We start from the raw sequence: 21,843 nt of genomic DNA on the forward strand, positions 1-21,843 counted from the left end.
GCGGGCCGGCGCGGTACCGCTCGCGCGGCCCGTCACGGCCGCGACGTCACCGTGAGTCACGTCCTACAGCGGCGTGACCTGTTCGGCCTGCGGTCCCTTGTTGCCCTGAACGGTCACGTAGCTGACTCTCTGGTTCTGGTCCAGCGTCCGGTAACCGTTCGAGGTGATCGCCGAATAATGAACGAACACGTCAGCGGTGCCGTCGTCCGGAGCGATGAAACCGAAGCCCTTTTCGGCGTTGAACCACTTGACAGTGCCTTCAGACAACTGCTTCTCCTTCTTGGAAAGCCCCACCATGTTCCCAGGTCGAGAGCATGAGGCTGCGTAGCGGATCGGTCGCGCGACCGCGTGAGACGCTGGAAGTGCGCGCATATCCGCCGCCGGGATGACCCGGGTGCGCTTTTTACAAACCATGTTTTCAGGAATTGTCCACTGCGACACCCGCAGCCTGTACGGAGAGTACCCGCGATTACCCGAGGCTATGCCGGTGCCGCCATATACCAGCGAGCATGTCCGTCACCGCGCGTGAGCGAGTCGAGCCGCCGCGGCAGCTCCTGCCGGGAGAACGGGTCACCGGAGGCGTTACGGATGTGGATGCCCACGGCGTACATGTCCCGCACCTCCATGAGCGTGCCGTAGCCGGGCCACAGCCGCAGGTCCGAGCCGTACGCGCGGGCGAACTCGTCCACGTCGGCCGCCGACAGGCCGAAGCGGCGCTGCCCGTGGTAGGTGTGCACCAGGTCCCACTCGCGCGGCCCGACGGCCACGCCGTCCCAGTCGCACAGCACCACGTGCCCGTCCTGGCAGCGCAGCAGGTTGTCGATCCAGGCGTCGCCGTGCAGCAGCACCGGCGAGCCGGTGTCCAGGTCGCGCCAGCGCCCGGTGAGCTCCTCGATGCGGTCGCTCAGCCAGGACCGCTGGCCGGCGGTCAGCACCTCGGCCCGATGCTCCACCGCGTGCCGCACCTCGGCGAGCGGGTCGGTGAGCGTCCGCAGCCCCACCGGCGGCACCGGCTCACGATGCAGGCTGCGCAGCACCCGGCCGAGCTGCCGGGTCGTCGGGCGGCCCCGGGAGGGGACGTACCGCCAGAAGGTGATCACCCGGCCGTCGTGCACCATCGGCTGATCGGCGATCTCGTCGGCTGGCCGCACGGTCGGAAAGCCCCGGTCGGCGAGCCACCGGGCGACCGCCACGACCACCGGCAGCCGGGTCAGCGCGTCCGGCGCGGTCGCGATCCGCACCACCGTCTCCCCGCGCGCCGTGTCCCCCCGCAGCTTGAAGACGGCGTTGCTGCGCAATCGAAGGAGCCGCGCGCCCCGCGCGTCCAGCCCGATCTTCGCGCAGACCTCACGCAGGATCCCGAACGCCTCCTCGGCCAGCGACGCCGCTTCCATGGTCTTCATGGCGGTTTCAGGCGTTCTGGGTGGCGGACAGGTCCGCGGCGGGGAACAGCCCGCTGAGGGCGAGCGTGGGCGACGACTCCGACAACACCCGCCGCAGACGCCGTACGGCGGGCAGCGCGGGGTCGGCGTCGGCCAGCAGGGCCCTGGCCCGGGTGACGACGATCGAGGTGCGGTGCTCGGCGGGCACCTGCCCCAGCGCGTCCGCGGCGAGCCGGCAGGCCCCCTCGTGATCGCCGTTCCTGGCCAGGTGGCTCGCCTGGTCGAGCAGGATCAGCGCCGGGTCGATGGTGTGGAAGCCCGGAGGGAACCCGTCGATGCCCTGCACCTGCTGGGCGTCCCCCAGCTCGATGAGCGTGCCGGTGCGGTAGAACTTCATCCGCTTTTCCGTGAAGACGAAAGCCAGGTCGTCCTGGCTCATGCCGCGCATGCGGGCGAAGATCTGCTCGGCCTCGGCGAGGGCGATCCTCGCGGCCTTGCCGTCTCCCATCCTGGCCAGTGCCCGGGCCTCGGCCGCCGCCGCCAGCGCCGCCGGCGAACTGGGTGCCGAGCCTGCCAGCATCCGCGCCTCGCGGGCCAGCCGCACGGTCTCGTTGAGGTCGCCGTAGTAGTACAGAAGCATGGTCTGCTGGGCCCGCACCAGCGCCCGCAACCGCAGGTCGCCGACATCGTCGGAGGCGGCGCGGGCGGTGCCGTACCAGGCGTGCGCCTGGCGGGTGTCGCCCAGCTTCATCAGCGCGTCGGCGGCGAGCAGCGTGAGCATCGTGGTCGCGGTGAGCAGGCGGCGCTGCACCGACGCCGGCTGACGGGCGGCGCTCAGCCGGCGCACGTCGGAGATCTCCAGCATGACCCGGCAGAGCATCGGCGTCGGCGGGGTCGTCATGTACTCCCTGCGGTAGCGCAGCACCTGCTCGTCCAGCCGGTCGAGCTGGTCCTCGCTCACCGTGCCCGCGGCCAGCGTGCGGTCGAGGTCGTGGCGCACGCCCTCGACCTCCGCGAAGAACCGGCCGCTCGGCGGGCCCATCAGCATCGCCTGGTGGAACAGCGCCCTGCGCTCCGCGTCGTCGGCGGCGGGGTCCTCGGTCCGGGCCTGCTCACCGGTCTGCCCCGGCCCCACCACCACGATCTTCTGCCCGCCCGGGTCCTCGCAGTAGTCGGCGGCCAGGCCGAGCCGTACGGCGTTGGCCCGGTAGAGCCGGGCCAGCAGGTCGATCGTCTGCGGGCGCGGGCGCGCCCGGTTGTTCTCCCAGGCGTTCAGCAGATCGATGCTCGCCCGCGGATGACCGAGGTTCTGCTGCTCGCACAGGTGCTCCAGCTCCTCGATCGCCTGTCGCGCCGACCACCCCCGGCCGAGCCGGTGGGCCTTCAGCAGGCTGACGCCGCAGCACCCGTGAATCGCCTGGACGGTCTGCCAGAGCGTCCACTGCCGGACCTGTGCCTGTTCGCGCCAGCGACGCGCGCAAGCGGGTGAGTGCTCTCCGCGGGCCATGTGCACGCCCTCCACTGGTGAAGCGGTCCCCGTTTACGGTTGTTTCCCCACGGTAAACACGCAGGCACACAACCTCCCGCGACTGTTATGCCTTCGTGTCCGCGAACTCGTGTCTGTTCCACGGAATCCGGGTGAGTTCCCTGCCTGTTGCACGGTTTCGGGAATTCCTCATCATTGCCGGTGGGTCGTTGCGGGTTCACCCTTTCCGGTGATAGGTCGTGACGTTCCCCCGGAGGCTGACGATGACGACGACGGCAGACCGCAGCGAGGCGATGGACCACCTGGAGCGGCTCGCCGCCCAGCTGGAGGCCCACTCCTTCCAGGTACGCGTGACGGCGCCGGCCGGCCTTTACCCGCGTCTGCGCGTGATCAACCCCATGGCGCCCACGATGGCCGAGGACGTCCTGGCATCCAGCGCCGGTGACGGCGAATGGTGGTACTGGCTGTCCTGGGCCGGCCGGATCGGGCACGCCTCCGACGTGGTCACCGCGGCCGAGCGCATCGCCAGCGTCCTCCACGTCATCCGCCGCTGAATCACGCGCCAGGCGGTTATAGTCCTATCTAGACAGACTAGACAGGAGCATCGCTATGACCGCCTGGCAGGTACAAGAGGCGAAGCAGCGGTTCAGCGAGGTCGTCCGCCGCGCACTGGACGAAGGCCCCCAGGTCGTCACACGGCATGGAGAAGAGGTCGCGGTGGTCATCGACATCGCCGAATACCGCCGCCTCAAAGGAGACGCCCCCGACTTCGCCCGTTTCCTCCTCGCGGACCCCGACTGGGACGACGACATCGAGTTCCCTCGGAACCAGGACCTGCCGCGAGAGGTGGATCTCGGCTGATGACCATCGGCTACCTGCTCGACACGAACGTGGTGTCGGAGGCGCGCAAGCGGAACGGAAGCGTCTCGGTCAGGGACTGGATCGGCGCGGCCCACGGACCCACGCTCTACCTGAGCAGCTTGACCGTGGGCGAGATCCGTTGCGGCCTCGAGCTACGCAGGCACAGCGACCCCGCGCAGGCGGCGGTGCTGGAACGCTGGCTGCACGCGCTACAGCGGCAGTTCGGCGATCGCATCGTCCCCGTCACCTCCGCGGTCGCCGAGGAGTGGGGGCGGCTGAACGCCGTACGGACCCTGCCGACGGCGGACGGTTTGATCGCCGCGACGGCCAGGGTGCACGGCTGGACCCTGGTCAGCCGGAACGTCAAGGATTTCGAGGGGACGGGTGTGTCCGTGCTCAATCCGTTCGAGGTCGCCCTCTGACCGGTGCGGCGAGGGTCAGGCGAACTTCGACTTCGGGCGGTCCTGGAGGACGCCGTCGACGTACACGTCCACCTTCTCGTCGTAGAAGGCGACCAACCCGGCGATCTTCTGCGACTCCGGAAGCGGCATGGGATAGGACCAGACGAGGTCCTTGCCGGACTCGTCGTCGCCCACCGACCAGTACACCGCGGTGCCCTTGTACGGGCAGTGGGTCACGGTGTCGGACGGGCGCAACAGGTCCAGCCGTACGTCGGTCTTGGGCAGGTAGTACCGCGGGGGCAGACCGGTCTCGAACAGCATGCGCGGGTTGCGCGAGTCGGCGACCGTGACGCCGTCCACCTCCACCCGGACGTGGCGCGAGCTGGCCAGGATGTCCACCCGCGTGTACGGGTCGCGGGCGTGCACGACGACCTCCTCGTCCTCCTCGAACCAGTTGTCCATCGCGTCCCAGTCGAAGCGGACGTGGCCCCGGATCTCCTCCAGCGGCGCGTCGTCCCCGTAGACCAGGGCGGCGCCCGGCCGGCCCGCCACGTCGTGGACCTCCGCGTCGCCCCTGCTGGGCGAGTGCCGCTTCTGCCCGGTGGCCTTCAGCTCCTCCACACGCACGTCGTCGAGCGGGAAGTAGTACGTCGGATAGTAGGGACCCTCCCAGACCAGCAGGGCCCGGGTGGTGTCGGCCACCGCCCGGCCCTCGGCATAGACACGCACGCGCCTGGCCGTCGTCTCCACCCGGACGCGGCCCCGTTTCGTCGGCTCCATGCCTGCGCCAACCGGCGGGCGGATCGTCCTTATTCCCCGGCCTCACATTCGCCTTTTCCCGGTGTGCGACGCCGAGTCGGCCCGTGCTATCGACAGCGAGCGGATAAGTCGCTTACCCTCGGCTAGGTGGGTCTTCGCCTTTACGATACGCATCGCCGCGCCGTCCGCGATTTCGTCCCCCGAATTCCCGGAATGGTGTCGATTTATCTCTGCGGTCCCACCGTCGTCGTGCCGCCACATGTGGGGCAGCTCAGATCGCAGGTCAATTTCGACATTCTGCACCGCTGGCTGAAAAGCAGCGGATACGAAGTCGTGCTCTGCCGGAACGTCACCGACATCGAGGACAAGATAATTCACAGGTCCGTGTCCGAGGGGATTCCCTGGTGGCGGATCACCGATCCCGTCCACCGTGCCTTCGTGCGCACCTACACCGCCCTGGGCTGCCTTCCGCCCAGCGTGGAGCCCCGCGCGACGGGACACATCCCGGAGATGATCGAGATGGTGGAGCAGCTCGTCGCCTCCGGGCACGCCTACGAGTCCGACGGCGACGTCTATTTCTCGGTCGGCTCCTACCCGAATTACGGATCCCTTTCACGGCAGCAGGCCGGGCGCCTGCGGGCGACCGAGGAAAACGAGCGCGGCAAACGCGATCCGCGCGATTTCGCATTGTGGAAGAGCGCGAAACCCGGCGAGCCGGTGTGGCACTCGCCCTGGGGCGAGGGGCGCCCGGGATGGCACCTGGAATGTTCCGCGATGGCACGCAGATATCTGGGCACGGAATTCGACATCCACGGCGGCGGGGCGAATCTCATATTTCCCCACCATGAGAACGAGATGGCCCAGTCGCGGGCCGCCGGAGATTCCTTCGCACGCTTCTGGCTGCACAACGGGCCGGTCACGCACCGCGGCGAGAAGATACGTAAACATCCGCGCAACCCGCTCGCCGTCCCGGCCCTGCTCGACCGCGTACGACCGGCCGAACTCCGCTATTACCTGACGGCGGCTCATTACCGGTCGCCGATGGAATTCAGCCCCGCCGCCCTGGACGAGGCGGCGGCGGCGTATCGGCGGGTCGAGAGGTTCGTGCTGCGGGTGGCCTCCGACTCCGCCGCGCCCCTTCCTCCGCAGTTCAGCGCGGCCATGGACAACGACCTGAACGTGCCGCAGGCCCTGTCGGCCGTCCACGGCGCGGTGGCCGAGGGCAACGCCGCACTGGCGTCCGGAGACCGCGAGCGGGCGGCCGGGAAATGCCGGTCTGCCCGGGCCATGCTGAATGTCCTCGGCCTCGATCCGCTCAGCGATACCTGGCAGCGGGAAACACAACTGCAGGAAGTCGCGGGGGCCGTACTCCGGGTCGTGCGTAATCTCGCCGCTGTCAGCGCCAGGCAGGGGGATCACGAACGCGCACGGATCATGGAGCGGCACATCGAGATCGCGCTCGCGAAACGGCGCCAAATCGAGCACGCCGCGCTTATCAGATAGATCTTGATCGCCCGGCCCGCGTGAACGCTCACACCTCCGCCGGGGCCGGCGCCGGCCGCGACACCCGGGTGACGGAGGAGCGCATGTTACAAGAACAAGAACTGACGCACGGAGGATAATTCTGGCCGATTCATGGGAATCATGACGGCACCAGCTGACGGACACCGCCGAAAGGAGGGCCCCGATGAAGAAGGTGCAGATCGTGCCGCGACCGCGGCCGCCGAGAGTTCCCGCACCGATCGACCTGCGCACCCCCTCGGGAAGGGTCCTCCCCTACTAGCCGAGCTAGTGCTTGGCCAGCTCGTAGCAGCGGGCGAAGCCCTCGAGCACGGCGGGCCAGGAGCACCGGACCGGCTCGGTCTCCCGGTTGTGCTCGGCGATCGACTCCCGCAGGGCGGAGTCGCGGGCCAGCCGCACGACCGAGGCGACGAGGTCGTCGAACGTGCGGCCCAGCAGGCCCTCCTTGCCCGGCCTGACGAAGTCGGCCACGCCGCTCTGCGCCCGCGCGACCACCGGCACGCCGGCCGCGCGGGCCTCCAGCGCGGCCAGGCCGAACGACTCGCGCGGGGCCGGCGCCACGAACACGTCGGCCTCGGCCAGCAGGTCCTTGATCTGCTCCCGGCTGTACCTGCCGGGGAGTGAGACCCAGCCCATCCGGTGCGCCCGCAGGTGACGCTCCATCCGCCCGCGGGCCGGACCGTCGCCCACGATCGTCGCGCGCATCGGTATGTCGCCCGGCACCCGTTCGCGCGCCGCCTCCAGCAGTTTGAGCAGCCGAAACGGCTGCTTGCGCGGTGCCAGCCTGCCGACCGCCACCACGTGGACGGCGTCCCGCCCGGAACCGTGCCGTACCGAACCGTGCCGTACCGAACCGTGCCGTACCGAATCGGGCTCGGGCCGCCACGAGGTCACGTCGAGGCCGTTCGACACCACCTGGACGGGCACGCGCGGCCCGGCCACGGCGCGGATGGGACGCGCGGCGGCCTCGCTGACCGCGGTGAGGACCAGGCCCCAGCGCCGCCACTCGAACGCCCCCTGCAGCGCCCGGTAGACGCCCCGGGTGACCGGATCCCACATGCTGTGCACGGTCGCGACCACCGGCAGCCCGGCCCGGACCGCCGCGCGCACCCCCATCCACGCGAACGGCGAGACCGCCCCCGTGTGGACGTGCACCACGTCGAACCGCCCGCTCGTCATGATCCGGAGCAGATGGGCCGTGCCGCGCGGGTGGACCGGCAGGTCGAACGGGAGGTTCGCCACCACCCGGTGCACGCCGGGCAGCCGCTCCCCCGGCGTCGCCGTCACCACCTCGACCGCGTGGCCCGCTTCGCGCTGCGCCCTGACGAGGTCGGCGACCTGCACCTCGATTCCCCCGAGCCGCGGCAGATAGCAGTCGCTGACGTGAAGAATCCTCACCGGGTCAGCCTGACAGAGTGCGCCACGCCCATCAAACCGCTCACGGGGAGGGCGGCGCGGTCCGGCACGGACCACGTGGGATCATGTCGGGGACCGGCGCCATGGCAGCCGCGGTGGCGCAGACGAGTGGAGCACGCGATGACGACGTTCCGTGGGGCGCGATGAGGACGGCGGTGTTCTTCCACGCCCATCCCGACGACGAGGCGCTGCTGACCGCCGGGACCATGGCCATGCTGGCGGACGAGGGGCACCGCGTCGTGCTCGTCGTCGCGACCGCCGGTGAGCGCGGCCTCGCCGACCTCCCCCACGGCGAGGAGCTGGCCAGAGCCCGGATGGACGAGCTGCACCGCTCGGCCGCGGCCCTGGGCTGCGCCCGGGTCGTGCTGCTCGGCTACGGCGACTCCGGCCTGGCGATCGACGGCGGTGTGGCCGACGACCGGCCGGACGACGCCTTCATCGACGCCGACATCGAGGAGGCGGCCCAGCGGCTGGCCTCGGTGCTCAAGGAGGAGACGGCCGACCTGCTCACGATCTACGACCCGGCCGGCGGCTACGGCCACCCCGATCACGTGCAGGTCTACCGGGTCGGCGGCCGGGCCGCCGAGATCGCCGGGACACCCATCGTGCTGGAGGCGACGGTCGACCGCGACCTGCTGCTCAAGGGCGTACGGCTGGCCTCCCGGTTCTACCCGGCCATCGACGTGCGCAGCTTCGAGCGCGCCTACTCGCCCCGGGACGCGATCACCCATCGGGTCAACGTGCGCAAGTACGCCAAGGCCAAGCGGGCGGCGATGGCGGCCCACGCCACCCAGGCCACCGGCGGCGACGGCGACCGCACGCTCGGCGCGATGCTGAAGATCCCCGGTTTCGCCTACCGCTTCGTCTTCGGCACCGAATGGTTCGTGCGCCGCGGCCTGCCCCGCGGCGCGCGCCTGCGGCATCCGTTCGACAACCCCTAAGGGGCGTGATCCTCCGTCAGGAGGAGTCCGGGGTCCCCGCGGCACGGCAGACTGGAGGGGACCGACACCGGACTGGGGGCATGCGCGGGTGAACAGGAAGTGGCTGCAGATCACGCTGTCCGCGGTGTCGCTCGGACTGGCCGCGGCACTGGTGCTCTACCTGCCGCAGATCGTGCACACGCTGACCGGCGCCACCGTGAGCTGGACGGAGATCGGCCACCAGTTCGGCGGTCTCGGGTGGCAGATGATCGCGCTGATGACCGTCCTGTGGCTGGCGAGCCTGTGGGCGTACACGTTCGTGATGACCTCGGCGCTGCCCGGCCTCACTCACATGCAGGCTCTCACGCTCAACGCGGCGGGAAGCGCGGTCAGCAACCTGCTGCCGTTCGGCGGGGCGGCGGGCGTGGCCCTGACGTTCGGCATGACCCGCGGCTGGGGCTTCGCCAACCGGCCGATCGTCGTCTACACCCTGGTCACCGGCATCTGGAACTCGCTGTTCCGATTCATCCTGCCCGCCGTGGGGATCCTGGGGCTGCTGATCGCGGGCAAGGCCACCAACCCCACGGTCGCCAAGGCGGGCTGGGTCGGAGCTGTCTCGATCCTCGTCCTCGTCGCCGTCGTCGCCACGGCGCTGTACTGGGACCGCGCCGCCGCCGCCCTCGGCCGTGCTCTCGACGGGCTCGCACGGCTCGCGCCCCGGCGGTTCCGCCCGGCCGAGCACGCGGCGTCGGCGGCGATCGAACGACTGCGCAGGGACACGGCCGACATCATCCACAGCCGATGGGCGGGCCTGTCGCTCGGGATGGTCGCCTTCCTCGTCCTGCAGTGCCTGATCATGGCCGCCTGCCTGGTCGCCACCGGCTCGTACCCGGGACCGGCCGAGACCGTCGCCGTCTTCGCGCTCAGCCGCGTCCTCACCACCGCCCTCGTCACGCCCAGCGGAGCGGGGATCATGGAGGGCGGCGTCGCCACGCTGCTGATCGGGGCGTTCGGCATGCCCGCGGGCGGCGCGACCGCGGCGGCCGTCCTGTTCGGCTTCTGGACGTACACCATCGAGATCCCGTGGGGCGGGCTCGCACTCGGCGGATGGGCCCTGCTGCGCAGGCGGGAGACCCGCGCCGCGGCCGCCGCCCCGGGATCGGCCGCCTCCCCGCACCGCACCCGCGTCCGCTGATCGACTGCGGGTCGCCCCGCTGATCTCCTACACTCGCGGAGCGAGAAGGTGAGGGTGTCCGGGTTCATGAATGCCTTGTGCCCCTTCGCGGGCGCGCATACGGTTGCGCCTGAAATGGATCGGCAAGTGGTGGCCGGCAGGCACGGCGATCGGAAACGAAGGAGCATCCGATGAGCTCCCCGATGAGCCCGGTGACGTTCCGGGTCCTCGGGCCGGTGGGGGCGCACGGCGACACCGACGAGCTCGACCTCGGCGGGCTGCGGCAGCGGGCGGTGCTGGCCCGTCTGCTCGTGGCGCGTGGTCAGGTCGTGCCCGTGGACACGCTGTTGTTCGACCTGTGGGACGACGACACGGCCAAGGGCGCCCAGTCGGGGTTACAGGTCTACATCTCACGTCTGCGCCGGGTGCTGGAGCCGAACCGCCCGCGTGGCGGGCCCAACCGCCTGCTCGTGACCGTCGCGTCGGGGTACGCGCTGCGCGCCGCTCCCGAACAGGTGGACGCGCTGCGCTTCGAGGCGATGGTCCGCTCGGCCGGGGAACGGCTGGAGGACAGCCCGCAGGCCGCCCGGGCCCGGCTGGACGCGGCCCTCGCGCTGTGGCACGGCACGCCGTACTCGGACTTCGCCGACCAGCCCTGGGCGGAGGCGGAGGTGGCGCGGCTGAGCGAGCTGCGCCTCGTGGCCAGGGAGCGGCACGCCGACGCCGGGCTGCGGATGGGCCTGCACGCCGAGACCGTGCCCGACCTGGAGGCGCTGACCACCGAGCACGCCCTTCGCGAGGAGGGCTGGCGGCTGCTCGCGCTCGGCCTGTACCGGTGCGGACGGCAGGGCGACGCCCTGGCCGCGCTGCGCCGGGCCCGCACGATCCTGTCCGACGAGCTGGGCATCGACCCCGGTCCCGCGCTGCGCAAGCTGGAGTCGGACATCCTCGCCCAGGACCCCGGGCTCGACCTCGTGCTCCCGGCCCGCAGGCCCGCCGAGATCACCGCGTCGTGGCCGCCGCGGCCGGTCGCCACCGGCGACGCGCCGCCGCTGGAGCCCGAGCCGTTCGTCGGCCGCGACGCCGAGTTGTCCACGCTCGCCGCCGCGGTGCCGCGCGCCCAGGCGGGCCGGTTCACCGTCGCCGTGGTCAGCGGCGATCCCGGCGCGGGGAAGACGACGCTGGTGCGCCGGCTGTTCGACCGGCTGGAGCGCGAGGGCTGGATAGGGGCGACCGGAGGCTGCCCCGACAGCACGGCGACCCCGCCCGGCTGGGCCTGGGTGGAGGTGTTGCGCGCCCTCGTCGCCCGGGGCGGCGCGGGCGAGTACGCCGCGCTGCTCGCGCCGCTGCTCGACGACACCGCGCCCGACACCGCCGACGACGACGCGTCCGGCGGCTTCCGGCTGCATCGGGCCGTCGGCGGCTACCTGTCGGCCGTGGCACGCGAGGCCCCGCTGCTGATCCTCCTGGAGGACCTGCACTGGGCCGACGACCAGACGCTGGCCCTGCTGCGCGCGCTGCCCAGCCTGCTCGCGGCCAGTCGCGTGCTGGTGGTGGTGACCTGCCGCGACGGCGAGCTGAACGACCAGCAGCAGGACGTGCTGGCCGCGCTGGCCCGGCTCGACCCCGTACGCGTCGGGCTCGGCGGCCTCGACGACGCGGCGGTGGCCGAACTCGTCCGGGCGACCTGTGTGCGCGAGGTGGACGACGAGGTCGTCAGCACGATCGTCGAGCGGGCCGGGGGCAACCCGTTCTTCGTCAAGGAGACGGCGAGGCTGGTCGAGGCCGAGGCGGACATCTCCGAGGTGCCCTCGGGCGTGCGCGAGGTGTTGCGGCGGCGGATCGCCCGGCTGCCTGAGCGGGCCCAGCAGGTGCTGCTGCAGGCCGCAGTGATCGGCCGCGACGTGGACGTGGACGTCCTGCTCGACGTGTCCGGCGACGAGGACGCCGTGGTGGACGCGGTCGAGGCGGCGCTGCTCGCCGGGCTGGTGACCGAGCCGGGCCCCGGCATGCTCAGGTTCGACCACGACCTGGTCAGGGACACGCTCTACTCCGACGCCTCCCGGCTGCGCCGCTCGCGCCTGCACGGCGCGGTCGCCTCGGTGATCGAGCAGCGCAGCCCGAACGACGTGGCCGCGCTGGCGCACCACTACGACGCGGCGGGCACGGTGGAGACCGCCGCGAAAGCCGTACGGTACGCCGGGCTGGCGGCCGAGCAGGCCGAGCGCAGGTTCGCCCACCGGGAGGCCGCGACGCTCTGGCAGAAGGCCATCGCCGCCTTCGACCGGGCGCAGACAGGCCGTGCGCACGGGGGCCGGGGACCGGTACGCGACCGGCTGGAGCTGCAGCTGCGAATGATCAGGGCGCTGGCACTGGGCGGGGACATGACCGCCGCCCGCGCGCACCGGGGGGAGGCGATGTCGGTCGCGCTGCCGCTCGGCGACCTGGAGCTGACCGCCCGGGTCGCGGCGGCGCTCGCGGTGCCGCACAAGGGCATCGCCCGCGACTTCACGCGCACGGCGTGGGAGATCGTCGACGTCACGGAGAAGGCGCTGGTCGAGCTGCCGGAGGGCGAGCAGTCCCTGCGGGCCAGCCTGCTCGCGACGCTGGCCCTGGAGCTGGAGGGATCGGCCACCGAGCGCGGCTACCAGGCGTCGCTGGAGGCCGAGGAACTGGCCAGGTCGAGCGGCGACCCCGCGCTGCTGGCGATGGCGCTGAGCGGCCGGCTGCGGCAGTCGTACACGCTGACGCAGGTCGACGAGCGCGAGACCATCGGCCGTGAGCTGCTGCGGGTCGGCGCCGAGTCCGGCCAGATCGCGGTGCAGACGCTGGCGCACCTCGTGCTGCTGGAGTGCGCGGCGGCCCGCGGCGACTTCGCCGAGGCCGACGAGCACCTGGCGCAGGCCGAGCGCCTCGGACGGCGGTACGACCTGCCCGCCCCCGCCGCCGTGGGCGCGTGGTACGCCGGGCAGCGGTTGATGATCACCGGTGACTACGCGGGGGCCGAGCGGGCCTACCGGAACGCGGCGCGGCTGACCGCGCGGGCCGGCATGCTCGAAGGCCGGCAGGACCTGCCGCTGATCGCCACGTTCTGCCTGCACCTCGTGGACGGGCGGGCCGCCGAGATGGCCGAGCCGCTGGGCGAGGCCCACCAGCGCGGCGCGAAGTGGACGCCGGACGCCTACGCCGTGGCGCTCGCCTCGGCCGGTCACCTCGGGGACGCCCGGGTGGTGGCCGCGACCCGGGAGCCGGTCCGCACGGACTTCCTCTACGAGCTCGCCCTCATCTGGCGGGCCCTCGCGGGGATCCTGCTGGAGGACGAGGGCCGGATGCGGGAGGCGTACGAGAAGCTGGCGCCGTTCCACGACCGCATCGCCGGGGCCGGCACCGGCGTGGTCGCCCTGTGGCCGGTGGCGAAGACGCTCGGCGACCTCGCCGTACGGCTCGGCCTGCCGGCGGGGGAGCACTACGAGAAGGCGCTGGCCGTGGCCGAGCGGGTGGGCGTGCCCCGCTGGATCGCTGAGGCCCGCGAGACCCTCGCAGGCGGGTGAAGGAGGCCGCGCCCGCCGGAGGCGGAGGGAGGCAGGGTTTGCCGGAGGCGAACGGAGATGGGGTTTGCCGGAGGCGAACGGAGAGGCAAGGTTCGCGAAGGCCCCTGTCTTCATCGCGAACCCCTCGCCTCACGTCCCTCAGGTATACGAGGGACGGATTGACCACTGGTTGACATTCGCTTGCAATCCGCGCGATCGGGGGCGCTAGGGTGAGGTGAGGCTTACCTAAAGATCGCACCCATGACCGCCCCGGAGGTGAGAGCGCGTGCGGATCCCCGACCCTACGGCCGCCTCCGTCTTCGGCCTCCCTCTGTGGCTGGTCGTCGCGGTCGGCGCGGTCGCCCTGTTCGGCGCGTTCCAGGTCTACTACTGGGTCGGCCGCAGGCTCGGCGAGGCGCTCTACCGCTCGCGGATGGGCCGCAAGATCGGCCGGGAGCGGATCGAGCGCGTGGAGAACGTGGTGCGCCGGTGGGGGGCGCTCGCCGTGTACGGCTGCTTCTGGGTGCCGGGCCTGCGGCACACGCTGCCCTGGGTCGCCGGAGCGCTGCGGGTGAACTACCGCTGGTATCTGGTGGCCAGCGCGCTCGGCTGCCTGACCTGGGTGCCGGTGGCCTCCTTCGGCCTCTACTCGCTCCTGTGGGCCTGGCTGTCGCTGGCGGCCCGGTCCCCCGCGCTGGCCGTCGCCGTCGCCGTCGCCGTGGCCCTGGCCGTCGCCCTCCTCGTACGGCGCCGCCGGAACAGGGGCCGGGACAAGGGCGCACCGGCCGCGTCCGAAGCCGTGCGATCATGGCGGGATGCGTAACGGGGTACTCATCGCGCTGGCCGCCGCCCTCGTGACGGCAGGGACCGCGGCCGCGCCCGCTCAGGCCGTGTCTGGGGCCGCCGAAACACCGTCGGTCACGGCCCGTGAGGCCTACCTGGTGGACGCCGCGGACGGAACGGTCCAGTTCGCCAAGCGTGAGACGCGCCGGGTGCCGATCGCGAGCCTGACCAAAATCATGACCGCCTACGTGGTCCGGCGGCAGGCCCGGCTGGACGACGTGCTGACCGTGACCAAGGCCGACGTACGGCACGCCGCGGCCGGCGGGGCCACGACGGCGGGCCTGCGGGCGGGCGAGCGCGTCACGGTGCGCGACCTGCTCTACGGGCTCATGCTCCCCTCGGGAGCCGACGCCGCCCACGCCCTGGCCGAGCGGTACGGCCCGGGGACGGCGAAGTTCGTCGGCAAGATGAACGACGCGGCGCGGGCTCTCGGCCTGCGCGACACCCGCTACGCCAATCCCGACGGGCTGCCGTCGAAGGCCTACTCGACCGCCCGCGACCAGGCGACGCTGGCCGTGGCCGCGCTGCGCGACCCCGTGATCGCGACGATCGCGGGGACGCCCACACGAGTGGTCCGGAAGTCGGCCCTCCACCGGGGCCACGTGTGGCGCAACACCAACGATCTGCTGGACGACGGGGCGGTGGGGCTGAAGACCGGCTTCACCAAGCAGGCCGGCTACTGCCTGTCGTTCGCCGCCCCTCGGGGCGGGCGCACGTACGTGGGGGTCGTGCTGGGCGAGCGCAGCGACAAGGCCAGGTTCGCCACCGCGCGCAAGCTGCTCGACTGGGCCGGTCAGGACACCGGCGCGAGCGCCGGCGCGGAGGTCACACTCCCCTGAGCAGGCCGTGGCAGGCGATCGCGGCCGCGGCCACCACGTTCAGGGAGTCGACGCCGAGATCCATCGCCCGGGAGCTCATCGGAATGCAGACGGGCTGGTCGGCCTCGTGCAGCCAGTGGGACGACAGCCCGTCGCCCTCCGAGCCGAGCATCAGCGCGACCCGGCCGGACAACGGGGCCTTGTCCAGCGGCACGGCCGACTGGTCCGGCGTGAGCGCCAGCAGGCGGAACCCGGCCGCCCTGAGCTCCGCCAGGCCGCCGTGCCAGTCGGTCATCCGGGCGTACGGGATCGCGAACACCGCCCCCATCGACACCTTGACGGCCCTGCGGTAGAGGGGGTCGGCGCAGCGCGGCGACAGGACGATCGCACCGACGCCGAGCGCCGCCGCACAGCGGAAGATCGCCCCCACGTTGCCGTGGTCGACCAGGTCCTCCAGGACCAGGATCCGCGGCCCCGCGGCCGTGAGGAGTTCGCCGACCGCGGGAAGCGGGGTGCGCTCCATCGCCGCGAGCGCGCCCCGGTGCACCTGGAAGCCGGTGATGCCCTCCATCACCTCGTCGGACACCAGGTAGACGGTGGCCTCCCCGACGACGTCGGAGAGCACGTCGAGCCACTTGGCCGTGGTCAGCACCGACCGCACCGGGTGACCGGCGCCGATCGCCCGCCTGATGACCTTCTCGCCCTCGGCCACGAACAGCCCGCGTTCGCTCTCGACGCTCTTGCGCAGATCGACGTCGCGCAGCCGCACGTAATCCGACAGGCGCGGATCGGCGGCGTCCTCGACCGGAATGACCACGGGGCCAAGGGTACGGCCTGCGCGGGACGCCCGCGCATGTCAGTGGCAAGCCATGACTTCTCGTCATAACCGCACCAAAACCGGCGTTTTACCCTGCTCTGACTTGCCAGTATGGTTCCGTAAACCTGTTTTATGCAGTTGTTACGGACAGTCGACATCGGAGAGGGCACCGTGGGCGGACGGCACCGCACAGACGAACTCGATGGCGGCTTCGACCCTCAGCACCAGCCTCAGTACCAGCCGCCGCCGCCGCGGCGGCGGGCCGGGCGGGGGACGGTGCTCGTCCCGCTGGCCGGAGCGGTCGCCCTGGCCGTGCTCCTCGGCGTGGCGGCGTACGTCGTGGTGAACAAGAGCCCGGGCTGCGCCGGCGAGAAGGTCAAGCTCTCGGTCGTCGCCTCACCCGACATCCACCCGGCCGTGCAGAAGATCGCCACCAGGTTCGGCAAGTCGGGCAGGGCCGTCGACGGCAAGTGCGTCGCCGTCACGGTCAAGGCCGCCGAGTCGGCCGACGTCGCGAACGCGATGGCGGGCACCGGCCCCACCCGCGGCAAGCTGGATCCCGACCTGTGGATCCCCGACTCCAGCCTGTGGCTGAGCGGCGTCAAGAACGCGCCGGAGCCCGCCGGAAGCGCCGCCAGCAGCCCGGTCGTGCTGGCCGCCTCCAGGACCGGCGCGGACAAGCTCCAGTCGGCCTTCAGCCCGAGCTGGACCGGCCTGATGAGCGCGGCGAACGCCGCCAATCCCGACGGCCTGGCGCGGAAGGTGCGCGTGCTCGCGCTCGACCCCACGCAGAACGCCGCCGGCCTCGGCGCGCTGCTGGCCGGGGCCGCCGTGCTGAAGCAGGGAGGCGGCAGCGAGGAGACGCTCGTCGGCGTGCTGCGCCAGTTGTCGGAATCCACCGTGTCGACCCCCGACAGCATGTTCGCCACGCTGACCAAGGCCGCCGCCCGCATCCCGGTCGGCGTGACGTCCGAGCAGGCCGTGTGGTCGTACAACACGACGACGACCCCCTCGAACCCGGCGGTCGCGCTCTATCCCGCCGAGGGCACGGTGAGCCTCGACTACCCGATCGTCGTCACGGCGAAGGACGCCGCGGCACGCAAGGCCGCCCAGGCCCTCGCGACCGAGATGACCTCGCCGAACGGCAGGAAGACCGTCCAGGACTTCGGTTTCCGCACGCCCGATGGCAAGGGCGGCAGCCTGCTGAAGCCCGACAACGGCGTGAACGCCGGGAAGCCGGACGCGATCCCGCTGCCGGACGCGGCGACCGTCGCCCGCCTCTCCCAGGCGTGGCACCAGATCAAGCTCGGCACCAGGCTGCTCTCCCTCATCGACATCTCGGGGACCATGGCGCTGCCCGCCGACAAGACCGGCGTCACCCGGATGCGCGCGATCAGCGACCTCACCGTCGAGGGCCTGAAGCTCTTCCCGGACAAGGCCGAGATGGGCCTGTGGGCCTTCTCCGACAACCTGCGCGGCGAAGGCGTCGACTGGAAGCCCGTCGTGCAGATCGGGCCGCTGGCCCAGCAGGTCAACGGGGTGACCCGTCGCGAACTGATCTCTCGGGCGCTGAGCCGGGCGAAGGCCATCCCCACGGGCAACACCGGCCTGAACGACAGCCTCTGGGCCGCCTACCAGAAGATGACCAAGGAGTACGAGTCCGACAAGGTCAACACGATCCTGCTGTTCACCGACGGCGTCGGCAACGACGACCCGAACGGCGGCATCTCCAACACCGACATCCTGCGCAAGCTCAAGGACGCCTACGACCCGAAGCGGCCCGTGAGCATTCTGATCATCTCGTTCAACACCCAGAAGGACGAGGACCGGGCGCAGATGACCTCCATCGCCAAGGCGACCGGCGGCGCCGCCTACTTCCCGCAGACGGTCCTGGAGATCCGCAACATCTTCCTCAAGGGCATCGCGCGTCGACTGCAGTAACAGGAGTAACTGTTTTCCCAGGTCATGCCGGTTGGGCATGGCTGCCGGGCAGGACGGTGCGACCCGTAAACGACGCCAGAGGGGACGGCGTCCCACTCGTGTGGGGACCGGCGAGACCAGGTTCCGTCACACGGGGAGGAATGTTCGTTGCCCGCATGGCCCGGCGTCGGGCGAGCCGACGACCATCGACTGCTGGAGGCGCTGCGGCGCGGGGGCGGCACCGACGCCCAGGCCCCGGCCGCGCTGTACGACGCCTACGCCGACAGGCTGAGCGACTACGCGTACTCGCTGCTGGGCGACCTCGACGCCGCGGCGCGGGCGGTGCACGGCGCGCTCGTCGCCGCGTCCTGCTGCGCGGACCGCTTGAAGGAGCCAGCGCGGCTGCGGGCCTGGGTGTACGCGCTGACCCGGTTCCACAGTGCCGCTCAAGAAAGGGCTGCTCAGGAGGGATCGGGGCCGGTCATCGCGGTGGAGGAGTCCGCCGACCCCCCGCTCGCCGCACTGGTGGGAGAGGCGCTGGGCGAACTCGGCGGCCACGAGCGCGAGGTGCTCGAACTCGCCGTACGGCACGGGCTGACGGCGGCCGAGGTCGGATCGGTCCTCGGCCTCACCTCCCGGCAGGTGTCGGCGCGGCTCACCCGGGCCCGCGACCACCTGGAGAACGCCGCCTCGGCCCTCGTGCTGGCCAGGGTCGCCCGGGCCCACTGCCCCGGGCTGTCGGCGCTGGTCGACCACGGCATGGGCTCCACCTGGCGGGACGGCCCTCTCGGTTCCGCCCTGCGCAAGCGGCTCAGCGGGCACATCGCGGCCTGTGAGGTCTGCCGCGAGGGCCGGGGCAGGCACGTGTCGGCGGAGCGGTTGCTCGACATGATCCCTGTCGCCTTCCCCCCGCTCTCACTGCGCCGCCGGGTGATCGAGGCCGCGCTCCACGCCGACCGGCGCGACGGCGCCACCGCCCTCCTCGACCGGCGCGGCTTCCCTGTGACCGCTGGAAGGGGAACCGCCGGAAGGGGGACCACCGGAAAGACCGCCGGAAGGCGGGCGCGGCGCGGTCGGGCCCGCTCCCGGCCGCTGCGGGCCGCCCCCGTGATGCTCGCCGCCACCTGCGTGTTCGCCACGGCAGGCGGGCTCGCGCTGGTCTCCGGGCAGGACCAGGCCGAGCCTCTGAAGGCGATCCGCGTATCCCCGACGGCCACGCCCGCGGACCCGGTCCCCGGCGATCCGGTGCTCGGCGATCCCGTGCTCGGTCCGGAGGAGAGCGACCAGGCCACCCCGACGCCCGCCGACGACACGACAGCCCCACAGGACGATTCCCCCCAAACGGCCGCGACCGCCCCGCCCCACACCCCCGCACCCTCAGGGCGGTCGCGGCCGTCTCCCCCCCGTACGCGACCCGCGCCCAGGCCGGCGCTGACGGCGCTGTGCCCCGGAGATCTGGGCGGGGCCACGGCCTCGTCGGTCACGCTGGCCGCGCGCAACGCCGTGATCGAGTGGACGGCCGTCACCTCGGGCGGGATCGCGGTCTCCCCCCGGCACGGCCGACTCCGCGCGGGAGCGAGCGGCCGGGTCACGCTCTCCGTCGTCGACCCCGGGGTCCCGGGCACGGGCGTGGTGACCTTCCGGTCCTCGGCCGGCCGGCCCTCGTGCCGGGTCGCCTGGGACGGCCGGGAGGGGGACGGCGACGCCGACCCGGCGCCCGAGCCCACCTCGGACGCCACCTCGGACGCCACGGAGCCGCCCAGTCCCGATCATCCGCGCGGGTCCGACGGCCCGCCTACTGCCGCGGACGCCGCGGCCGCTCCCTCTCCCTGACGCACCTGTCACAGAACCACCGTTTGTTACACGGTCGTTGGATGATCGGCACCGAGGAGTAACAATCAGGCGTCGTCAGGTGTCAGCGAAAGCTCGAAAGGAGATAAACCACGCGACCGAGGATTTGAGGGGGCATTGTGGCCCAAGCATGGCTGCCCGGCGCAAGCCGACTTCCCTCCCCCGGGGACTCCGGAACGATGCTCGGAGGAGCCCCGAGGACCGTCTGGTTCATCTGGCCCGCCGATCCCCAAGGGGTCTCGGCCAGGTCCGTCGCCCAGCGGCTGATCCAGCTCCGCCGGCCCTCCCACCTGGTGTGGAACCCGGTGACCGGGGAGATCGTTCAGTTGCTTCCGCCCACCCGGGCGGGCGGCGGGCTCGCCGCGGATCGGGGCAGGAACGGACGGGTCTGCGTGCAGATCCAAGTCATCGGCTCGGCGAGGGAACCGTTCACCGACACCAAACTCGACGGCCTGGACGACATCCTGGCCTGGCTCGACTCCTGGGAGGTGCCGCGCCGCTGGCCGGCCGGGCCTCCGCTGCCCTATCCGCACTCCCTGACCGCCGAGCGCAGCAAACGGCTGTGGGCACGGGGCGGGCACTTCGGCCACTCCCAGGTGCCCGGCACCAGGGAGGGCGACCCGGGGTCGATCGACATCGCCCGCATCATCGGCGAGGAGGCGCTCAACCTGGAGGTTCCCCTGCCGAGGAGCGAGCTCAGGCTCCTTCAGCAGGCATGAGCTCCCGGATCACCGCGCACCCGCGCCGCACGTCGGCCCGGGAGGCCGAGCCGTAACCCAGCACGAGGCCGTGCACCCGAGTCGGCCCGTGATGGTGGGCCTCGGTGGTGTCCAGGAGCACGCCGCGTTCCCCGGCCCGCCGTACGAGGCCGGGGACCACGCCGGCGGGCAGGGTGACCATGACGTGGAGCCCGGCCGTGTCGCCCCGCACGTACGGCCCGAGCGCCTCGACGATGGCCGCCCTCCTGCGGGCGTACTCCAGCCGCATCCTGCGCAGGTGCCGGTCGAGGTCGCCGCGTTCGAGCAGGGTCGTCACGGCCCGCTGGACCGGCCCCGACGTGCGGTCGGCGACGTACATCCGGCGTTCGGCGACGGCGTCGAGCAGGTCGGCGGGGGCGACCAGCCAGCCGAGCCCGACGTCGGGGCCGAGCGACTTCGACAGTGTGCCGAGCAGCACCACCCGCCCGGGGTCGAGCCCGTAGAGCGCGGGCAGCGGCGCGACGTCGTAGCGGAACTCGGCGTCGTAGTCGTCCTCGACGACGATCGCGCCGGTCCTGCGCGCCCAGGCGAGCAGCCGCTCCCTGCGCGGGATCGGCAGCCTGCCGCCGACCGGGAACTGGTGCGCGGGCGTGGTGTAGAGCACCCGCAGGTCGTCGGGGAGCGCCTCGACGATCACACCCTGCTCGTCCACCGGACAGGGCACGACCTCCGCCCCCCGGGAGGCGAAGATCCGCCGGGCGGCCCGCCAGCCGGGCTCCTCCACCCCGGCCCGGTCTCCCGGGCGCAGCAGCGTGGCCGCGATCAGGTCGAGGCCGTTGCCGGTGCCCCGGGTGACCATGACGTTCCCCGCGCCCACCGGCACGGCCCTGGCCCTGCGCAGGTGCTCGGCCAGCAGTTCGCGCAGCTCCGGGTGGCCGTAGGGGTCGGGGAACGCGTTCAGCGGGAGGTCGCCGGCCGAGCGCCAGGCCCGCCGCCAGGCCGTCTCGTCATACCCGGACACCCACGGGCGGCCGGGCCGCAGGTCCACCACTCCGCGGGGCGCCGCCTCCCGGTGCGCGCGCCGGGGAGCGCTGAGGGGTGCGCTGAAGGGAGCGCCGGCGGGAACGCTGACGGGAGCGCCGACGGCCCGCGCCTGTCCGTTCTCGTGCGGCAGCGTGCCGTCCGCCACGTAGGTGCCGGAACCGTGCCGCCCGTCCAGCCACCCCTCGGCGTACAACTGCTGGTAGGCGTCGGTCACGACGGTCCTGCTGACCCCCAGCAGGGCGGCGAGTCCCCGCGTGGACGGCAGCCGCTCCCCCGCCCTGAGCCCGCCGGCGCGCATGGCGTCCCGCAACTGGCCGGCCACCTGGACGGCGAGCGGCACCGCGCATTCGCGGTTCACCGTGAGCGGCACATCGACAGTCGGACGCAAGTGGTCTCCCGGTA

The 21,843-nt window shown here is 72.1% G+C and carries 19 protein-coding genes; 12 read left to right on the top strand and 7 right to left on the bottom strand.

Features of this window, described 5'->3' with window-relative positions; genetic code table 11:
* Nucleotides 1-63 precede the first annotated feature (63 nt).
* From ACQPZZ_RS31870 to ACQPZZ_RS31880, 3 genes are all read right to left on the bottom strand, one after another.
* Nucleotides 64-267 carry a cold-shock protein gene (locus ACQPZZ_RS31870; protein ID WP_030511616.1) on the bottom strand — a complete coding sequence of 68 codons (204 nt, stop codon included), beginning with the start codon at nucleotides 265-267 and terminating at the stop codon, nucleotides 64-66.
* Between the two features lie 212 nt (nucleotides 268-479).
* Entirely contained in the window at nucleotides 480-1,403 is a 924-nt protein-coding gene (locus tag ACQPZZ_RS31875) for a phosphotransferase enzyme family protein (protein WP_432925186.1), read from the bottom strand.
* 7 nt (nucleotides 1,404-1,410) lie between these two features.
* Complete coding sequence (locus ACQPZZ_RS31880; RefSeq protein WP_363645879.1) at nucleotides 1,411-2,889, bottom strand: XRE family transcriptional regulator; 1,479 nt, start codon at nucleotides 2,887-2,889, stop codon at nucleotides 1,411-1,413.
* Between the two features lie 242 nt (nucleotides 2,890-3,131).
* Here ACQPZZ_RS31880 and ACQPZZ_RS31885 point away from each other — a divergent pair, with 242 nt between their 5' ends.
* From ACQPZZ_RS31885 to ACQPZZ_RS31895, 3 genes are read left to right on the top strand one after another with little or no spacing between them, the layout of a single operon-like run.
* Entirely contained in the window at nucleotides 3,132-3,422 is a 291-nt protein-coding gene (locus tag ACQPZZ_RS31885) for a hypothetical protein (RefSeq protein ID WP_363645878.1), read from the top strand.
* Between the two features lie 55 nt (nucleotides 3,423-3,477).
* The gene (locus ACQPZZ_RS31890) at nucleotides 3,478-3,729 is read left to right on the top strand and encodes a type II toxin-antitoxin system Phd/YefM family antitoxin (RefSeq protein WP_432925189.1); all 252 of its coding nucleotides are present in this window, start codon (nucleotides 3,478-3,480) and stop codon (nucleotides 3,727-3,729) included.
* A complete protein-coding gene (locus tag ACQPZZ_RS31895; protein WP_432925191.1) occupies nucleotides 3,729-4,151 on the top strand; it encodes a type II toxin-antitoxin system VapC family toxin in 423 nt (140 codons plus the stop codon). The genes ACQPZZ_RS31890 and ACQPZZ_RS31895 overlap by 1 nt, the downstream gene beginning before the upstream one ends.
* Before the next feature lie 15 nt (nucleotides 4,152-4,166).
* Here ACQPZZ_RS31895 and ACQPZZ_RS31900 read toward each other — a convergent pair whose 3' ends face one another.
* Nucleotides 4,167-4,910, bottom strand: coding sequence for a DUF427 domain-containing protein (locus ACQPZZ_RS31900; protein ID WP_432925193.1), 744 nt, complete (start codon nucleotides 4,908-4,910; stop codon nucleotides 4,167-4,169).
* Nucleotides 4,911-5,036: 126 nt separating this feature from the next.
* Between ACQPZZ_RS31900 and cysS the strand changes: the two genes are divergently transcribed.
* Nucleotides 5,037-6,392, top strand: coding sequence for a cysteine--tRNA ligase (gene cysS, locus ACQPZZ_RS31905; protein WP_432925194.1), 1,356 nt, complete (start codon nucleotides 5,037-5,039; stop codon nucleotides 6,390-6,392).
* Between the two features lie 285 nt (nucleotides 6,393-6,677).
* Here the strand turns inward: cysS and ACQPZZ_RS31910 are convergent, their stop codons facing one another.
* Nucleotides 6,678-7,808 carry a glycosyltransferase family 4 protein gene (locus ACQPZZ_RS31910; protein ID WP_432925196.1) on the bottom strand — a complete coding sequence of 377 codons (1,131 nt, stop codon included), beginning with the start codon at nucleotides 7,806-7,808 and terminating at the stop codon, nucleotides 6,678-6,680.
* Nucleotides 7,809-7,969: 161 nt separating this feature from the next.
* On the opposite strand from ACQPZZ_RS31910, the gene ACQPZZ_RS31915 reads away from it, so the two are divergent.
* The 5 genes from ACQPZZ_RS31915 (at nucleotide 7,970) to ACQPZZ_RS31935 (ending at nucleotide 15,132) form a co-directional block, all read left to right on the top strand.
* Nucleotides 7,970-8,767, top strand: coding sequence for a PIG-L deacetylase family protein (locus tag ACQPZZ_RS31915; RefSeq protein ID WP_432925198.1), 798 nt, complete (start codon nucleotides 7,970-7,972; stop codon nucleotides 8,765-8,767).
* Nucleotides 8,768-8,855: 88 nt separating this feature from the next.
* Nucleotides 8,856-9,941, top strand: coding sequence for a lysylphosphatidylglycerol synthase domain-containing protein (locus tag ACQPZZ_RS31920; protein WP_432925200.1), 1,086 nt, complete (start codon nucleotides 8,856-8,858; stop codon nucleotides 9,939-9,941).
* Between the two features lie 170 nt (nucleotides 9,942-10,111).
* Nucleotides 10,112-13,471, top strand: a complete 3,360-nt coding sequence (locus ACQPZZ_RS31925; RefSeq protein ID WP_432925202.1) for a BTAD domain-containing putative transcriptional regulator — start codon at nucleotides 10,112-10,114, stop codon at nucleotides 13,469-13,471.
* Nucleotides 13,472-13,736: 265 nt separating this feature from the next.
* Complete coding sequence (locus ACQPZZ_RS31930; RefSeq protein ID WP_432925204.1) at nucleotides 13,737-14,273, top strand: DedA family protein; 537 nt, start codon at nucleotides 13,737-13,739, stop codon at nucleotides 14,271-14,273.
* Nucleotides 14,266-15,132, top strand: coding sequence for a D-alanyl-D-alanine carboxypeptidase family protein (locus ACQPZZ_RS31935; RefSeq protein ID WP_432925206.1), 867 nt, complete (start codon nucleotides 14,266-14,268; stop codon nucleotides 15,130-15,132). Before ACQPZZ_RS31930 ends, ACQPZZ_RS31935 begins: the two co-directional genes overlap by 8 nt.
* Here ACQPZZ_RS31935 and ACQPZZ_RS31940 read toward each other — a convergent pair.
* Nucleotides 15,119-15,928, bottom strand: a complete 810-nt coding sequence (locus tag ACQPZZ_RS31940) for a TrmH family RNA methyltransferase (protein WP_432925208.1) — start codon at nucleotides 15,926-15,928, stop codon at nucleotides 15,119-15,121. The genes ACQPZZ_RS31935 and ACQPZZ_RS31940 overlap by 14 nt on opposite strands.
* Before the next feature lie 132 nt (nucleotides 15,929-16,060).
* On the opposite strand from ACQPZZ_RS31940, the gene ACQPZZ_RS31945 reads away from it, so the two are divergent.
* The 3 genes from ACQPZZ_RS31945 (at nucleotide 16,061) to ACQPZZ_RS31955 (ending at nucleotide 20,418) form a co-directional block, all read left to right on the top strand.
* Nucleotides 16,061-17,869: a substrate-binding domain-containing protein gene (locus ACQPZZ_RS31945; protein WP_432925210.1), complete on the top strand. Its 1,809-nt coding sequence runs from the start codon at nucleotides 16,061-16,063 to the stop codon at nucleotides 17,867-17,869.
* Nucleotides 17,870-18,016: 147 nt separating this feature from the next.
* Complete coding sequence (locus tag ACQPZZ_RS31950; RefSeq protein WP_432925212.1) at nucleotides 18,017-19,681, top strand: sigma factor-like helix-turn-helix DNA-binding protein; 1,665 nt, start codon at nucleotides 18,017-18,019, stop codon at nucleotides 19,679-19,681.
* 197 nt (nucleotides 19,682-19,878) lie between these two features.
* A complete protein-coding gene (locus ACQPZZ_RS31955) occupies nucleotides 19,879-20,418 on the top strand; it encodes a hypothetical protein (protein ID WP_363645865.1) in 540 nt (179 codons plus the stop codon).
* On the opposite strand, the gene ACQPZZ_RS31960 is transcribed toward ACQPZZ_RS31955, so the two are convergent.
* Nucleotides 20,396-21,829 (bottom strand): PLP-dependent aminotransferase family protein, encoded by a 1,434-nt coding sequence (locus tag ACQPZZ_RS31960; RefSeq protein WP_432925214.1) that lies wholly within the window; start codon nucleotides 21,827-21,829, stop codon nucleotides 20,396-20,398. The two genes, ACQPZZ_RS31955 and ACQPZZ_RS31960, sit on opposite strands and share 23 nt — an antisense overlap.
* Nucleotides 21,830-21,843 lie beyond the last annotated feature (14 nt).

Origin of the sequence: Microbispora sp. CA-135349 (assembly GCF_050947365.1) — a bacterium.
GTDB lineage: Bacteria > Actinomycetota > Actinomycetes > Streptosporangiales > Streptosporangiaceae > Microbispora.

Bases quoted from the DNA above. Each gene is read 5' to 3' on its own strand.
- ACQPZZ_RS31875 (WP_432925186.1), bottom strand. From the start codon at position 1,403: ATGAAGACCATGGAAGCGGCGTCGCTGGCCGAGGAGGCGTTCGGGATC.
- ACQPZZ_RS31880 (WP_363645879.1), bottom strand. From the start codon at position 2,889: ATGGCCCGCGGAGAGCACTCACCCGCTTGCGCGCGTCGCTGGCGCGAA.
- ACQPZZ_RS31885 (WP_363645878.1), top strand. From the start codon at position 3,132: ATGACGACGACGGCAGACCGCAGCGAGGCGATGGACCACCTGGAGCGG.
- ACQPZZ_RS31890 (WP_432925189.1), top strand. From the start codon at position 3,478: ATGACCGCCTGGCAGGTACAAGAGGCGAAGCAGCGGTTCAGCGAGGTC.
- ACQPZZ_RS31895 (WP_432925191.1), top strand. From the start codon at position 3,729: ATGACCATCGGCTACCTGCTCGACACGAACGTGGTGTCGGAGGCGCGC.
- ACQPZZ_RS31900 (WP_432925193.1), bottom strand. From the start codon at position 4,910: ATGGAGCCGACGAAACGGGGCCGCGTCCGGGTGGAGACGACGGCCAGG.
- ACQPZZ_RS31915 (WP_432925198.1), top strand. From the start codon at position 7,970: ATGAGGACGGCGGTGTTCTTCCACGCCCATCCCGACGACGAGGCGCTG.
- ACQPZZ_RS31925 (WP_432925202.1), top strand. From the start codon at position 10,112: ATGAGCTCCCCGATGAGCCCGGTGACGTTCCGGGTCCTCGGGCCGGTG.
- ACQPZZ_RS31935 (WP_432925206.1), top strand. From the start codon at position 14,266: ATGCGTAACGGGGTACTCATCGCGCTGGCCGCCGCCCTCGTGACGGCA.
- ACQPZZ_RS31945 (WP_432925210.1), top strand. From the start codon at position 16,061: ATGCAGTTGTTACGGACAGTCGACATCGGAGAGGGCACCGTGGGCGGA.
- ACQPZZ_RS31955 (WP_363645865.1), top strand. From the start codon at position 19,879: ATGCTCGGAGGAGCCCCGAGGACCGTCTGGTTCATCTGGCCCGCCGAT.